We start from the raw sequence: 15,174 nt of genomic DNA, 5'->3' as shown, positions 1-15,174 counted from the left end.
GCACTGCCCGCTTCCATACACAGCCAGATGCTCTCGTCCCCCCATTTTTACATTTCGCACCCTCTTCCCATATCCTTGCACAAAAAAATAGACACCTTCAAAAGATGCCTATTTTCAAAACCCTATTTATCCACTTACTTTTTATTTAAATACCAATACACTGGTAATCCTGTTAACACAATACCAATTGACCAGAAACAACTAATTGGATCATTAATAATTGCACTTCCGATTACAAATAGTGATCCTAAAATTGCTAATGCTGGTACGATTGGATATAAAGGTACACTATATTCACGTTTTTGTCCTGCATTACGCTTTCTTAAAATGAACACTCCGATAAATGTCATAACATAGAAAATATAAATAATAAATACGGAAATCTCAGATAGTTCATTTGGATCACTAATCAGCATTAAAATAATACCGAGTAGAATCTCAACAAAGATTGCGTTTGCTGGCGTTTGAAACTTATCGTTAATTTTTGAAATGAATTTTGAAAACGGAAGTTGACCACGCTCTGCCATTGATACTGGGATACGCGGGAATGTTAAAATTTTCCCATTTAAACATCCAAATATTGAAACGATAACACCTATACTAATCAATTTCCCGCCATATTGACCTAATAACATATCAGCTGCTGTCGCTGTCGCATTCTCACTGAGTGTAACAATTTGCGGTGCTGGTAAAACTTTCAATAATGCCATATTAATTAACACATATGCCGCTGTTACAACAAGAATCCCAACTGTTAATGCTTTTGGTAATAGCTTTGTTGGATTTTTCATTTCACCGCCGATAGATGCGAGTAAAATCCAGCCATCATATGCAAATAATGTTGCTAAAATTGCCATCCCTATACTTTGATTTGCAGACTCTGGTACAACAACGTTAAATACATCGCTGCTCCCTTTCCAAAATCCCATCACAATAATAAGCACGATTGGGATCATCTTCCCGATTGTTGTTATCGTTTGAACAATGCCCCCATACTTTGTTCCTACACTATTTATCACACCAAGGAATACAACTGTTCCAATTGCAATTGGTAAGTTCCACACTTTATCAATATGAAAAAAGTTTAACATTAATGAGCTAAAATACAATCCCAATGTCCCAATAATTGCTGGCCCATATACAAGTGTTTGCATCCAGCCAGATAAATAACCCCAAAACTTACCATAAATCTCCTCTAGATACGTGTACAAACCACCATTTTTCGGAATTTGCGCTCCGATTTCTGCAACCGTTAAACCACTTGCTAAGGTTAAAATACCCCCTACTACCCAAGCAAAGATTGCCATGTTAGAACTTCCGGCGTAATCCAATACCTTACCTGGCTTCATAAATACGCCAGACCCGATAATTGTTCCAACAACGATTGATAATGCGACCGTTAGGCCAATTTTATTTTTGTCATCGTGATGCATAACTGTGTGTCCTCCCTCTAACCCTAGTTTGATTTAAATAAAAAACACTCATCCCTAATAAAAGGGACGAGTGTTATATTCGTGGTTCCACCCTTGTTCCAATTGGCATGAAGACACAAATCACCAATTTCTCAAGTTTCAGATAACGGAGATTGCCGGCAAACAATTACTAGATATTCGTTCACTGCTGCAGTTCAAAGGTGGTAAACTATTCATTCGTATTAGGAAACTCACAGCCTAAGGCTTCCCTCTCTGAAAATCGTAAAAAATAGCTCGTGTCCTTATCAATACTTTTATAATGTCGAAATTTGTTATTAATATTCATTATATTGAATTTTTTCAAAAAAGCAAGTGTGTTTTATATTACATATAAAATCATCCCAGTATAGTATAACAGTTATATAAAATAACTATTAGCGGTGCTTTTCTTATTCTCGTACTCGCTTTTTCACTCTATATTTATAAAGAAAGAGTTAACCAAAATCCCGCTAGAGCAGTATTTGAGGATAACTCTTTCTTTATATCATAACAACTATCTTTCCTTACGCCTCTTGTAGTTGTCCATCTTCACGATCCATTACTTTCTTTAATAATACAGTTTGAACGACAGTAAATAAGTTACTTGTAATCCAGTACAAAACAAGTCCTGACGGTGCAGCAGATCCCATAAACAAAATCATTGCTGGCATCATAAACTGCTGAACTTTCAATACTTGACTTTGTTCTCCTGTCATATTGGTTTGAAATACTTTCATTTGCAGGAATGTTGTCACAGCAGCAAGGACAGGTAAAATGTGATAAGGATCTGGATGTCCTAAATTTACCCATAAGAAAGTAGCTGAACGAATCTCTTCTGTATGACTAATGGCATAGTACAATGCTGAGAAGACTGGCATTTGTAGTAAGAGTGGTAAACATCCCATCATCGGGTTCACACCGTTCGTTCTCATTAAAATCATCATTTCTTGTTGGTATTGCTTTTGTTTCTCCGGATTTTTCGTCGTATCGCCATACTTTTCCTTCAACTTCTGAAGCGCTGGCTGTATTTTCTTTGTTTTTAATTGACTACGATATTGCGTAATCGTCAGCGGCAATAATATCGTACGAACTACAATCGTAATGATGATAATCGCAATCCCAAAGCTATGATTCGGCAAATGGTGCGCCACAAATTGCAGCATAACAGAAATTGGATATACAATATAGTGATTCCAAAATCCAGGACTACTCGCATCAATCGGTGCTGCACTTGCATTCGCATTTGCATTACCACACCCTGATAAAACAACAACAAGTAATAATGATAAACTTACGAGCCAAGCTCGGTATGATTTAAACATAATATATATTCCTCCAATGTTTCATAATTCGTTAGCGAAACATTGGTATATACGGACCTACATCATCACTCTCTCCGCTTGCTTCTTGCCTACGGACTGAGCGGGCCATTCCATGTTTATAAAAGACAGAGAAAAACGAAGTATTCCCTATATGCTGCTCGCACGTTTCAACACATGCGAAAGCCTTCTGTCTCCCTCTATATGTTTGTTGGCGTACAAAACGCGAAACATTAGTGAGAAACAAAACTTCTAATAAACAAAGTGCCGTTGTTACAACAGATATATATAACATTGCATCTTGCAACAGAAATTCCATCTCTTCACATCCTTATGACAGGATTATAGCATACTAATTCAATATGTAAATTCCTTATATTTGACATATTCATGTTTTTATACTCGCATGTAAGTTGTTAAAATTTTATAAAATTTTTGCATAATAATAAAACTATTGTCAGTTGTTGAAAAAAGCATTATTCTCTTCTTGTAATCAAAAATAAATATGGAGATGAAAACAGACATGGGCCAACTAGGAGACGCCGATTACGTTCCCGATACCGCCTTTTTATCATTCCCAGCTGCAAAAACATGGCATTTAGAATTTATAATTCAGCTGATTGTTGTTTTAGTTGCTTCAATTTTTTATGCGGTTTCAATGAATATGTTCTTTATTCCACATCACATGATCAGTGGCGGCTTTACGGGCGTTGGGATGATTATCGGTTATTTAATGCACTACAACATTGGTGCACTCATCTTTTTATTAAACATTCCACTTCTCTTTCTTAGCTATTTTTACTTAGGAAAGAAAACAACTTTTTTAACAGCATATTTCGTTACTATATCGACGCTTGCGATGAACGTTATTCCCGTTCATAAAATCTCAGATGATATTTTATTATCTTCTGTCTTTGGCGGTGTGCTGTGCGGAGCTGCAACAGGAATCATTTTCCGTTTTGCTTCTTCAACGGGCGGATTCGATATTATTGGGTTAATCGTTGCAAAACATAAAGATATTTCAATTGGGTCTATTATTTTTGCCTTTAACCTTATTCTACTTGTAATCGCTGGTTTTATTTTCGGATGGGATATTACACTTTACACACTAATCAGCCGATTTGTAGCAAGTAAAGTAATCGATTCCATTCATACGAAGCACATTAAATTAACAGTGATGACTGTTACCGAAAAAGGGGATATGGTGAAAAGCGCATTGCTCCAAAATGGAATTCGCGGTGTAACAATGGTTGATGCTGTCGGTGGATATACAAATCATAAGAAAAAAATGATTTACACAGTTGTTACGCGCTATGAACTAGGAGAAATTAAACGTCTGATAAGGCACGTTGATAGTCATGCCTTTATTAACATTACAGAAACAGTAGAAGTAGTCGGACGATTTAAACGTGTATAACAAAACGCAAGGATGATGTCCTTGCGTTTTTATTTTTCACTTTATCCCGCTATCCGTGGGCAGTAAGCCCCCCACTGACGGAAGTTTCACTTTATGATGTCATTGGATAACGCATACCAATATTCAAAATATCTGATAATTATTTTTATTCGAATCTAAAACATGTTATACTATGTATACATTATAAAAGTAAGCAATACATATAGCGCCTTATTTCATATATAAATCTAGATTAGGGAAACGACGTCGCTGTCACAAGCAAGGCTAAAATGGATTTATATATTGGTTCTCCTATTCAAATTATGATGATAAAGGAGCAAAACATATGAACAAAAAAATGAAACTTATTATTGCAACATTATTTGCCATAGCAGGCGGTCTCTTATGCTTTTGGACAAATGCTCATATTGGTGAAAATGTATATATTAATGGGATTGATTCCTTTGTAAGCGCTTCCGTCATTGGTTCATTTATTTTTTTCAGTTCAGCAGAAAATGCTAGAAAAACGACGCTTTTAACAATGATCGGTATCGTTGGCGCTTGCATCTCATTTTCAACAACGAATTATGATTTACCGCTGCAAATTAGCACAGCTTTCTTCCACGGTCTATGGACGTGGTTTATCGCATTTTGCATGGCTGATATCTTTCACTTACTACAAGATGACAGTCATGTTCAGGTAGAAAGCAATTCATAATCATTTCTCTTCATATCAACTAACTATTAATTAGAGAAATAATAGAAGTAAAAACAAATGAAAGACCATCCTTATTCACTTCACTTTGAAACAGGATGGTCTTTTTCTATTATTTTCTTAACTTCAGCGCTATGAGTACAAGTTCTTTACAGTTCCACTTTATGACAATGTAAAGCGCTTCGTTTGTTCACTTAATTCATGAATTTGCGCTGCCATTTCTTGCACTTCTTGTGTAAACACATTCATATGTTGTGCCACTTCTTCTATAGTAACACTTACTTCCTCAGTAGCTTCAGCTGTTTCTTCACTTGCAGCCGTAACAGACAATACTTCCGTATGAATCACGCCTTGCTGCTGTTTCATCGTTTCCATTTTTTCGATCACATGCTGCAGTGACTGATTTAATTCGTTTGAAATATATTGCAGTGCCGTCATTTGCTCTGCTACGACGCTTACTTGATTGAACTGCGCATCATATTGCTGCAACGCTTGCGACAGTTGTTCTGTCGTACCAGATGCTTCTTGTTGCATCTTAGAAATTAACTGACGAATATGCCCTGTTTGCTCTGCGGTACGATCTGCTAACAATTTCACTTCTTCTGCTACAACCGCAAATCCTCGGCCCGATTCTCCCGCTCTAGCTGCTTCAATAGCCGCATTCAAGGAAAGCATATTCGTTTGCGCCGCAATATCTTCAATTGTATATAAAATTTCTCCCGTATGACTTACTTGTGTTAATAAAGAATTGACGGTATCTTCAAATTGATAGAATGTCTCTTTCATTTCTTTACCTTGCATAACCGTATTTTGCAACATTCCCTGGCCTTCTTCGCCCGCTTGTGCCATCGCTTGAGAAATATTTTTCATATCACCTACCGCATGTTCAACACCATGTATTTCTTCTTCAAAGGAATGCATCGCACTCGAAACTTGTTCCATCGAAGAAACAGTTTGTGCATTACTATTTGTAATTTCTTGACTCGATAATAAAATGGTCTGGTTTTGTTCTTTCATCACATGCGTAGAAGAAAGCAACATTTCCGATGTTTGCGTTACAGAGTGTGTAGCCTTCTGTACACCATGCAATATTCCTCTCAAATTCTCCATCATATATCCGAAAGAACCAATCATATGTCCAATCTCATCTTTTTTACGAGATGAAATGCGAAGTTCTCTTAAATCCCCTTCTGCAATCCGTTTCGTTTCTTCTTTCAACGTATGAAGTGGCTTTAAGCCTCGATAAATAAAATAGAACAGACATACAAAGGCAGCGACAACAACCCCTATATTAATAAGAGCGAGTTTCACCATTCGATCTGCCAACAAGTTATGCATAATCGTATCGACAACAGAAGCTTTTATATCCATTCCAAGCGCTCCATACACTTGGCCCTTTCCGTCTTGTAACGGTACAAGAACGGACATATATTTCCCGTATTTTTCATCATTTATAATGGGACTGTACACCCATTCACCTTGCTTAAGCTTTTTGATTTCTGTTGGACTACTATCAGACTTCTCCCCAATCGGTGAAGCTTCCTTTGAAGTTGGTTGCCCATCAATCATAATAACCGCTTCATCCTTCTTAAAATTCATCGTATATACATATAATGCGCCGTTATGTTCACGCATTTCATTTAATGTAGTTCGCAGCTTTTCATATGTATCATTTTTTTGGGGATCCTTTATCCACAATTCATATGTATCTTTATCAAATTGCTTTTTCATTGCTTCAACTTGAGTCTTCCCTAATTCGCCAATTGTTTGTTCCCCAGTGCCTTTTGCAGTAAAGTATAAAAATACACAATTCATACTCGCCAGCCCCAGGAGGACTACAAATACAATTCCTAAAATTCGTGTTCGTAAGTTCATAGTAGTTCCCCTTTTCATTATTAAATTTCAACGTATGAAATATAAGATTTAAAAACTTTAAAGTGCCCTAGCATCTTTAAAGTGTAAATATGTAAAGCTTAAAATATTCAATAATCTTTCTAATCAAAACTTAAAATATACTATATTATGTATATAACATAAAAGTAAACACTATATAAGTGCAAATTGAAAAAACGATATAAAAAAATAAGTAATGAAAAAACTACCGAATTATCTATATAAAAAGGCAGTGCTTCTCCTTAAGCACTGCCTTTCTCAACATGAAATGGATTATTTTAATTTACTGTTTGTGCAAACACACGTTTAATTTCTTTACGGAAGCACACAGCTACACTTACCGCCACAATTACAACAACACCGATAATAATTTTTCCGATATGATCCTCAAGCAATCCAAAAATAGCATCAATGTTGCCACCTAACCAATAACCACCTATTAAGAAGAACAATACCCAAAATAGCGCCCCGCAATAAATTGTTATCGCAAAGCGGCGAAATGGTAAATTAATAATCCCTGCAAAGTACCCTGTAAAATGACGCACACCAGGAATAAAAAATGCAATAAATACTAGGAAATATCCATACTTATCGAACCACTTTCGTGTTAAATCAATTTTACGCTGCGTTAAAAAAACATATTTTCCGTACCTTTGAATAAACGGCATACCGAGCTTGTTTCCTACAAAATATTGAATTGTCATCCCAACACTTGTCCCTAAAAAAGAAAAAAAGATTAATAGTGGTAAATGTAACTCACCTGTATGCGCTAAATATCCTGCATAAGCTAATGTTGGCTCTCCCGGAAACGGAAGTGCAATATATTCTAACAGTAATCCCACAAGTACAACATAGTATCCGTACTGTTGAAATAATTCGTGAATCCATTCCATGTTGATCTCTCCTTTTCTTGCTGATACGCAATCTATTATAACGTTCTTATCTCTTACTTTTATTGTATAAAAACTTCTAGCAAACTGCTATTGTAATAACTTACAATAAACTTACATTTTTGTAAGGAGATTATTTTCTATATATAAATTAAAACCCACTTCTCATATACCGTTGAAAAATCCGTTCAACTTTTCCACTTCTTCCTCAATTTTCTTCACATCAATCCGTTCAAATAACGGTGATACATTCAAAACATGCACTGGGATTTCAACCTTATAAGACCACCCGCTCTTTGAAACTCCTAACATTTGTTGTACTCGCGCGGACGAAAACGGAAGAAACGGTGCTAATATTTGTGCAAAATTCACGATAAGGTGAATACAGTTTCTTATCGTATCACCACATGCTGCCTTATCCTCTTTTATTTGTTTCCACGGCTGCCTTTCGTCAAAATATTTATTTGCATAGCGGATGTATTCAAAAATCAGCTCCAGCGCTTGTTTAAAATGTGCTTTTTCAATGAATTCCCCTACTTCAATGTATAGTTCTTTTAACTTTTCTCCAATTTCTTCATTCATTTGACCAGTTGGTACAGTATTCTCATAATATTTTTCAAGAAACTTCAGCGTTCTATTTACAAAATTCCCATACGCTCCTAACAATTCACTATTATGACTATAAATGAATTCCCGCCATGAAAAATCTGTATCTCGATTTTCAGGAGCATTTACAGTTAAAAAGTAACGAATCGAATCTGGATGGTACTCTTCCAATATATCAGGAACCCAAACAGCCCAATTTTTACTCGTCGATAACTTTCTTTTTTCAACTGTTAAATATTCATTCGAAACAATATATTTAGGCAACGCTTCTGATTGTATCCCCTGCAAAATAGCTGGCCAAATAATTGTATGAAACGGGATATTATCTTTACCGTGCACATAATACGTTCGGGTATCCTTTCGCCAAAACTGTGAATTATCACTATTTGTTTCTTGCGCCCATTGCTTACTTGCTGAATAATATCCAGACACAGCTTCGATCCACACATACACCTTCTTATCTTCGTATCCGGAAACAGGAACACTCACGCCAATTGGTAAATCTCTTGAAACAGCACGGTCTTGTAAACCTTCTTGTAAATAGCGCAGCGTTAATTGGACAGCATTCTCACGCCACGTACCGCTTTGCTTTACTGTTTTTATATATTCTTCTAGCTTCTGCTGTAATGACGTTAACGCAAAATAAAAATGCTCTGTCTCTTTAATTGTCGGTGCAGCGCCGCACAATTTACATGCTTTCCCAAGCAAATCTATCGGATCTAAAATAGCAGAACACGCATCGCACTGATCACCACGCGCCCCCGCACCGCAATGCGGACAAAGACCTTCCACATAACGATCCGGTAAAAATTGTTCGCAAGTTTCGCAGTATGTTTGCTCCACTGTCTTTTTATAAATAAACCCCTTTTCTAAAAGCTCTAAGAAAATATTCTGAACAACTTGATGGTGAGTAGCAGCGTCAGTACGAGCATAATAATCATATGAAAACCCAAGTTCCTGAAAACATCGTTCAAACTCTTCATGATAGCGATCTGCAATTGTTTTAACACTTACCCCTTCCTGCTTAGCACGAATCGTAATCGGTGTACCGTTACAATCGCTTCCCGATACATACAAAACATTGTCCCCTTTTAGTCGATAATAACGAGCTAAAATATCCCCTGGCAGTAAACTAGCAATATGACCAAGATGCAACGATCCATTTGCATATGGCCAAGCGCCTCCAATAAAAATATTCATCCTACATTCCTCCTTTAAAAATGAAAAAGCCCCGCCCTTATCTTCTAAAAAGATAAGGACGAGGCTGTATATACAGTCGTGGTACCACCTTATTTCGTCAATAGCTCACACAATTGACCTTTGCAAGTACGGAGCAATCATTGCTCGTATACTGTGACTTTGATAACGAGAGCCAACGCTCGTCGCCGCCTACTATTATCAATTGATAAGTTCAGGACGAAGCTCAGAGGCCATTGTTCAAATGATCATTCTTGCTTCTTTTCAGCTCCCGAAGCTCTCTGGAAAGAATGGGGTCATTCTACTTTTCCTCTTCAACGCTTTTCATATGTAATATACATTGTATGCAAATCATGCTGAAAAATCAAACTATTATCAGATCACAAGCAGGATTCTCTAATTTTCATAAGGAAACTATATACCTTCACGGAAAGGAGAGATTGTTTTGAATCAAGAGCAATTAAGTGCAACAAATAAAGATAGCTGGAGTAAAGCAGCTTATGAAGCTTGGACAAATCGCCACGGAACACCTCAGTCTTACGGCAAGCAAATACGAAAAAACCCCGCTGCGGAGGTCACTCATTATGTACCTTATATCGGTACAGTACATGGAAAACGAATTATAAATCTAATGGGATCCAAAGGAAGTAAAGCGGTTGCACTTTCTCTGCTCGGAGCAGATGTAACAGTTGTCGATATTTCAGAAAGCAACGCAAAATATGCAAGAGAACTTGCCGAAGCCGCTGAAACACATATTGAGTACATCGTGTCTGATGTACTCAATATACAAGAAGCAATCGGTTCATTTGACGTAGTATTACTTGAGCTTGGTGTGCTCCATTATTTCATAGATTTAAAACCTTTATTTACAATCATTTCTCAATTACTAAAACACGGTGGCACATTTATTTTACGAGACTATCACCCCATGTATACAAAACTGCTACAAGTAGAAGATAACAAAGTAATTGCAAGCGGAGATTACTTTCAAAAAGATGTAATTGAAATAGATGTAGCCTATAGTATACTCCTATCAGAAGCAGAGCGTAATTCTTTACCTAAAAATATGATTCGCAGATGGACGTTAGGAGAAATCGTAACAAGCATTGCACAAGCAAGCCTTCATATCGAGGAGCTCACAGAAGAATGTGGCGCAAAGCAAAAATGGGTCTTTCCTGTCCTGAAAGGAATTGAAGATCGTATCCCTGGACTATATACACTCATCGCCAAAAATATATAGAAAAGCTCTCTTCAAAATGAAGAGAGCTTTTCTTCTGTGTATAGTATAAGTTGAGTTGAGATAAGAGATTACCAAAATATTGTTAGATAGGACAATTTGTTTTTTGACTATACAGCAAAAAAGGTATAATAACACACATGCCAATAAACAAGAAAAATGATAATCATCATCGATTATTTAGGATTATACAGTATGTTTTTTATAAATACAATACTTATTTTTATATTAGTAAACCTTTTTTGAAATCCCCCTATATATAAATGTATATTTTTTTCGAACAAAAGCCTCTTTCTATATTTCTCCTTTATACTGTTTGTTATAATTTTTACATACATACTTTTACAATGATATTTGACTTGTTACTTGCAAGATTACTGCTTTGTTTCATGACAATGCCTTCCCAGTAATATGAGATAAAGCATTTTTTCTAATTATATGAAAAAATCTTAATAAAAAAATATTACCTTACTTTCCATACTGTTGTCTGCTATAATTCCTAAAGGAAAGAAAAGTGCTTTATTTCGAACGAAATCGAAATATAGTACTTTTTAACCATAATATTAATTAATCTTTATAAATCAATTATTAAAAGGAGGATTTATCATTATGAAATACGTGAGCATTCGTAAAAAATTTATGTTTATGATGGGAACAATTTGTGCTTTATTTGGCATTGCATTAGCTTGTATTTTTTTCTTTGCCAACAAAGAAAACAATATAGCAACAACATTACAAAAAGATGTTGCACCGAAAGCAACGGTGTTAAAAGAGCGCAGTGATGCATATCAAGTACAAATCTCAGCGTTACGAGGCTATCTATTACAGCATAACCGTTCCGAACTAGATAAATTTCACGAAATGGAAAAACTACTAGAAGATACAAAAGGAAAACTACTAAACGATTCAAATACTCCTCAAAATATAAAAGATACAATTGAGTTAGGATCACAATGGAGTCGTTATATTAATGAAAAAGTGATTCCTCTCATTGACGAAGGGAAATGGGACGAATCACTAAAAGCGACTGCTGAACAAAACGGAACTGTTTATAAAGTAATCGGTGATTTCTCAAAATATAGTAACGATGAAAATGCGAAGTGCGATCAGCTTGTCCAACAATTGAAAGATTCATCCGTGTTTGTTGAGGGGGTTGTCCTTATTTCTCTTGTTCTTTGTACAATTATTGCAATCGTCATAGCTTGGTTGTTCTCTGGTAAACTTGTGAAACCAATTGAAGAAATTGATACAAAGCTAAAAGAACTCGCTTCCCAAGACGGCGATTTAACAGCACGATTACATGTAAAAAGCAATGACGAAATCGGCGAAATTGCCGCTTCCTTTAATCAAATGCTAGAAAATCTACAATATATTATTGGACAAGTGCAAAAAACATCTTTAAATGTACGCACTGCTTCTGAAAACATATTAAAAGAAACGAATATTTCTATGGATGCAACAGCGAGTATCCAAGCAACAATGTCCGAATTAGAACATAGCATTCAAGTGCAAGTTTCTAGCATTGAAGAAAGTTCTACTGCAATGGATGATATGTCAGTTAGTGTACAGCGTATTGCCCAGTCTGCTTCCGATGTTGCAGAACTAGTTGTAACTACTTCTGACCGTGCAAGTGAAGGTAGTCAAGTAATCGAAAAATCAATTACACAGATGACAACAATTCATGACGCAGTGAATGCTACATCCCAAGTCGTCGAACGTCTAATCACTCATACAAAACATATTGATACAGCTGTCCAATCTATCTCTAATATCGCGGAACAAACGAATCTTCTTGCATTAAATGCTTCCATTGAAGCAGCACGAGCTGGAGAGCAAGGAAAAGGATTTGCCGTTGTTGCGGATGAAGTGCGTAAGCTTGCAGAACAATCAAAAGCCGCTGCAACGGGTATTAACCAGTTGCTTCATCATATTCAAGATGATACGAAAACTGCAAATTCGATGATGGAACAAGGTCAAGTAGAAGCTGCCCAAGGAATTACAGTAATTCGCGAAGCTGGTTCTTCTTTCGCAACCATTGTCGAACAGATTAATGCAGTATCTTCACAAATGCAAGAAGTTTCAGCGACTGCAGAAGAGATGGCTGCAAGTGCAGAAGAAATGAATGCTTCTCTTAATAATATTGCTTCGATCTCGGGTGAAGTAGCAGCAGAGACAACACAAACCGCAAACTCTGCAGGAGAGCAAGTACACATAATAAAAGACATGTCTGGTAAATCACAGCAGATGAAACATGTTGTAGAAGAACTTGACACACTTGTTTCCCGTTTTAAAACAGAGTAGTAACAAAAGCATTCCTTGTTATGGGGAATGCTTTTTTCTATGTAAAAAATACTGTGAGCTAGATCACTGCACCTTTATTGCAAATCCGTTATAATGAGAATAAATATCAATCATGAACAGAGGTGCTACTATGTCTCAAACTTTAGAAGATAAAGTATATGCCAACTTGGAGGCTGTTATTGATCCTGAGCTTGGCGTCGATATTATAAATCTTGGATTAGTATATGACGTTACAACTGACGAACAACAGAATGCCGTCATTACAATGACAATGACTTCTATCGGTTGTCCAATGGCTGGGCAAATTGTATCTGATGTCAAAATGGTATTAGCAACAAATGTTCCTGAATTAAATGAAATTGAAGTAAATGTTGTTTGGAATCCACCATGGACAAAAGAGCGCATGTCCAGGTTTGCTAAAATCGCATTAGGCATTCGTGATTAAATGAGAAAAAAGACCTGATATAAGTCAGGTCTTTTCGTTTCTCACTTTACTCCTACTGCATCATATGCTTTCTTTACAGCTTGTACTTCTTTAGAATTTTGTCCGTATAAATCTGTAGCCGCTTGAATTGCAGCTTGGCGCATCATCTTAAAGTTTGAGTTTGCAGTTAAATATTTTGAAAGAGCGCGGTAATAAATTTTTTCTGTCGCTTCGCGGCCTACGCCATTTACAGTAACACCGTAATGCGTACCACCTTCAGAAATTAAATACGCCGCTTTGTTGTTAATGCTGCTGTTAATATGAACACCGCCATTATCAACCCTTCCTGTGTAACGCTTACTATAATGATCTGGATAGCCTTCACTTGGTTTTAATGGATTTGGAATAGAAGCTGGGTTGCTTAATGAGCGCAGTACAGTTCCTCTCATCTCTGGTGTATAAATATCTTCTCCTAGCTCCCAATCATCACGGTCAGCCATTGCACCCATAATATCAGATAACGATTCATTTAATGCACCAGACTCATTTTTATACTCTAGATTTGCAGTGTACTCTGTCACTGCGTGAGTAAGCTCATGCGCAATAACATCAAGTCCTGCTGAGAATGCAACGAATTCTTTTCCATCACCGTCTCCGTACATCATTTGGACACCGTTCCACGCTGCGTTATTCCACCCTTCTCCTACATGAACAGTAGAAATCAACTTCGCTCCCTCGTTATCAAATGAATTACGGTTGAATGTTTTCTTGTAATAATCGTATACTTTCTCAGCATTAGCGTGCGCATCAACAGCTGCTTTATCCTCGAAGAATTTATTTTTACTTTCTATTTCCTCACCGGTATATCCAAGCCATTGTGAGAATAAATTGAACCAATTTTCATCCATATTTTTTGCATCAAATGTATGAACACCTTTTCCACGTTTTCCATCGAATAAATGAAAAGCCCCAGTTTTTGAGTCCTGTGCAATTTCAAAACTTGTTCGCTGTCCCGCTACACCGTAACCAAATCCAGTAATATGATCAATGGCATTATACTTCTCAATTACATTTCCGTTTGTTGCATCAATAAAGTAATGCCAGTATCCTGGTGCCGGCTTAGAAATAGATGCTTTTACAAGATATGAAAGATAATAGTTTCCATCTTTTTCATATACATATAAGTCTTTTTTAATACCATCATATTTATCTACTTTGCCAATTTCTTTCTCAATATCAGCCTTCGCAGCATTTACAGCCTCATCTTCTGAAATGCTCGCATTCGCTGGAATATTTTTATCTTCTAAATTCGGGATAACTTGTCCGAAAAACGCTTTTACATTATTATCTTTATCCAGTGCTACTGTTTGATCAGATCCATAAACAGGAACACCGTTATGTTTTTCAATAAGCTTCATATGTGTCGTTTCTGCTTGTGCATCTTTTTCTTCACCAACGATTTCAAAATGTTTCTCCATATTTCCTGCTAATTTAAACATGTCTTTTTTACCATTTAAATACTCAAACACCGTTTCTTTTTTATCTAGCCCTTCCGGTGCTTTCCACTCTTCTCCAATATAAGATGGTGTCTGAAACTCTTGGTTGTACTGAATTTTTTGCTCATCTGCATATGTACTTGATGTACCTAATGTCGTAAATGCTCCTAAAGCCATAGACAAAGCTACCGTTGAAGATAGAACTTTCTTTTTCAAAAAACAACACTCCCCATCCCTATTTTTTACACT

12 protein-coding genes and 2 other annotated features are annotated in these 15,174 nt (G+C 36.4%); of the genes, 5 read left to right on the top strand and 7 right to left on the bottom strand.

Going from position 1 to position 15,174, the window contains the following annotated elements:
- Positions 1 to 134 precede the first annotated feature (134 nt).
- The 3 genes from PLX19_RS13485 to PLX19_RS13475 all read right to left on the bottom strand — a co-directional run bounded on the left by PLX19_RS13485 (position 135) and on the right by PLX19_RS13475 (position 3,089).
- Positions 135 to 1,433, bottom strand: coding sequence for an APC family permease (locus PLX19_RS13485; protein ID WP_272189143.1), 1,299 nt, complete (start codon positions 1,431 to 1,433; stop codon positions 135 to 137).
- 59 nt (positions 1,434 to 1,492) lie between these two features.
- Positions 1,493 to 1,730: a binding site (T-box leader), on the bottom strand.
- Between the two features lie 245 nt (positions 1,731 to 1,975).
- Complete coding sequence (gene yidC, locus PLX19_RS13480; protein WP_272189142.1) at positions 1,976 to 2,773, bottom strand: membrane protein insertase YidC; 798 nt, start codon at positions 2,771 to 2,773, stop codon at positions 1,976 to 1,978.
- Positions 2,774 to 2,804: 31 nt separating this feature from the next.
- Positions 2,805 to 3,089, bottom strand: a complete 285-nt coding sequence (locus tag PLX19_RS13475) for a hypothetical protein (RefSeq protein ID WP_272189141.1) — start codon at positions 3,087 to 3,089, stop codon at positions 2,805 to 2,807.
- A gap of 204 nt (positions 3,090 to 3,293) precedes the next feature.
- On the opposite strand from PLX19_RS13475, the gene PLX19_RS13470 reads away from it, so the two are divergent.
- Positions 3,294 to 4,187: a YitT family protein gene (locus PLX19_RS13470; protein WP_272189230.1), complete on the top strand. Its 894-nt coding sequence runs from the start codon at positions 3,294 to 3,296 to the stop codon at positions 4,185 to 4,187.
- Between the two features lie 325 nt (positions 4,188 to 4,512).
- Positions 4,513 to 4,884 carry a DUF3938 domain-containing protein gene (locus PLX19_RS13465; RefSeq protein WP_272189140.1) on the top strand — a complete coding sequence of 124 codons (372 nt, stop codon included), beginning with the start codon at positions 4,513 to 4,515 and terminating at the stop codon, positions 4,882 to 4,884.
- Between the two features lie 159 nt (positions 4,885 to 5,043).
- Here the strand turns inward: PLX19_RS13465 and PLX19_RS13460 are convergent, their stop codons facing one another.
- The 3 genes from PLX19_RS13460 to metG all read right to left on the bottom strand — a co-directional run bounded on the left by PLX19_RS13460 (position 5,044) and on the right by metG (position 9,470).
- On the bottom strand, positions 5,044 to 6,195 hold the full coding sequence (locus tag PLX19_RS13460; RefSeq protein WP_442869052.1) for a methyl-accepting chemotaxis protein: 1,152 nt from the start codon (positions 6,193 to 6,195) through the stop codon (positions 5,044 to 5,046).
- 857 nt (positions 6,196 to 7,052) lie between these two features.
- The gene (locus PLX19_RS13455) at positions 7,053 to 7,667 is read right to left on the bottom strand and encodes a DedA family protein (RefSeq protein ID WP_272189138.1); all 615 of its coding nucleotides are present in this window, start codon (positions 7,665 to 7,667) and stop codon (positions 7,053 to 7,055) included.
- A gap of 162 nt (positions 7,668 to 7,829) precedes the next feature.
- The gene (gene metG / locus PLX19_RS13450) at positions 7,830 to 9,470 is read right to left on the bottom strand and encodes a methionine--tRNA ligase (RefSeq protein WP_272189137.1); all 1,641 of its coding nucleotides are present in this window, start codon (positions 9,468 to 9,470) and stop codon (positions 7,830 to 7,832) included.
- Positions 9,471 to 9,521: 51 nt separating this feature from the next.
- Positions 9,522 to 9,794, bottom strand: a binding site (T-box leader).
- A gap of 118 nt (positions 9,795 to 9,912) precedes the next feature.
- On the opposite strand from metG, the gene PLX19_RS13445 reads away from it, so the two are divergent.
- The 3 genes from PLX19_RS13445 to PLX19_RS13435 all read left to right on the top strand — a co-directional run bounded on the left by PLX19_RS13445 (position 9,913) and on the right by PLX19_RS13435 (position 13,450).
- Positions 9,913 to 10,707, top strand: coding sequence for a class I SAM-dependent methyltransferase (locus tag PLX19_RS13445; RefSeq protein WP_272189136.1), 795 nt, complete (start codon positions 9,913 to 9,915; stop codon positions 10,705 to 10,707).
- 606 nt (positions 10,708 to 11,313) lie between these two features.
- The gene (locus tag PLX19_RS13440; RefSeq protein ID WP_272189135.1) at positions 11,314 to 13,005 is read left to right on the top strand and encodes a methyl-accepting chemotaxis protein; all 1,692 of its coding nucleotides are present in this window, start codon (positions 11,314 to 11,316) and stop codon (positions 13,003 to 13,005) included.
- 130 nt (positions 13,006 to 13,135) lie between these two features.
- Complete coding sequence (locus tag PLX19_RS13435; protein WP_272189134.1) at positions 13,136 to 13,450, top strand: metal-sulfur cluster assembly factor; 315 nt, start codon at positions 13,136 to 13,138, stop codon at positions 13,448 to 13,450.
- Between the two features lie 41 nt (positions 13,451 to 13,491).
- Here PLX19_RS13435 and PLX19_RS13430 read toward each other — a convergent pair whose 3' ends face one another.
- Positions 13,492 to 15,141, bottom strand: a complete 1,650-nt coding sequence (locus PLX19_RS13430; RefSeq protein ID WP_334313765.1) for a M4 family metallopeptidase — start codon at positions 15,139 to 15,141, stop codon at positions 13,492 to 13,494.
- Positions 15,142 to 15,174 lie beyond the last annotated feature (33 nt).

This window comes from Bacillus sp. BP-3 (genome assembly GCF_028401955.1).
Lineage (GTDB): Bacteria > Bacillota > Bacilli > Bacillales > Bacillaceae_G > Bacillus_A.
Note: the sequence above shows the minus strand (reverse complement) of the source record. Positions and strands in the feature narration are given on the sequence as shown.

Coding starts and splice junctions, on each gene's coding strand:
- PLX19_RS13485 (WP_272189143.1), bottom strand. CDS start 1,433: ATGCATCACGATGACAAAAATAAAATTGGCCTAACGGTCGCATTATCA.
- yidC (WP_272189142.1), bottom strand. CDS start 2,773: ATGTTTAAATCATACCGAGCTTGGCTCGTAAGTTTATCATTATTACTT.
- PLX19_RS13475 (WP_272189141.1), bottom strand. CDS start 3,089: ATGGAATTTCTGTTGCAAGATGCAATGTTATATATATCTGTTGTAACA.
- PLX19_RS13470 (WP_272189230.1), top strand. CDS start 3,294: ATGGGCCAACTAGGAGACGCCGATTACGTTCCCGATACCGCCTTTTTA.
- PLX19_RS13465 (WP_272189140.1), top strand. CDS start 4,513: ATGAACAAAAAAATGAAACTTATTATTGCAACATTATTTGCCATAGCA.
- PLX19_RS13460 (WP_442869052.1), bottom strand. CDS start 6,195: ATGGTGAAACTCGCTCTTATTAATATAGGGGTTGTTGTCGCTGCCTTT.
- PLX19_RS13455 (WP_272189138.1), bottom strand. CDS start 7,667: ATGGAATGGATTCACGAATTATTTCAACAGTACGGATACTATGTTGTA.
- metG (WP_272189137.1), bottom strand. CDS start 9,470: ATGAATATTTTTATTGGAGGCGCTTGGCCATATGCAAATGGATCGTTG.
- PLX19_RS13440 (WP_272189135.1), top strand. CDS start 11,314: ATGAAATACGTGAGCATTCGTAAAAAATTTATGTTTATGATGGGAACA.
- PLX19_RS13435 (WP_272189134.1), top strand. CDS start 13,136: ATGTCTCAAACTTTAGAAGATAAAGTATATGCCAACTTGGAGGCTGTT.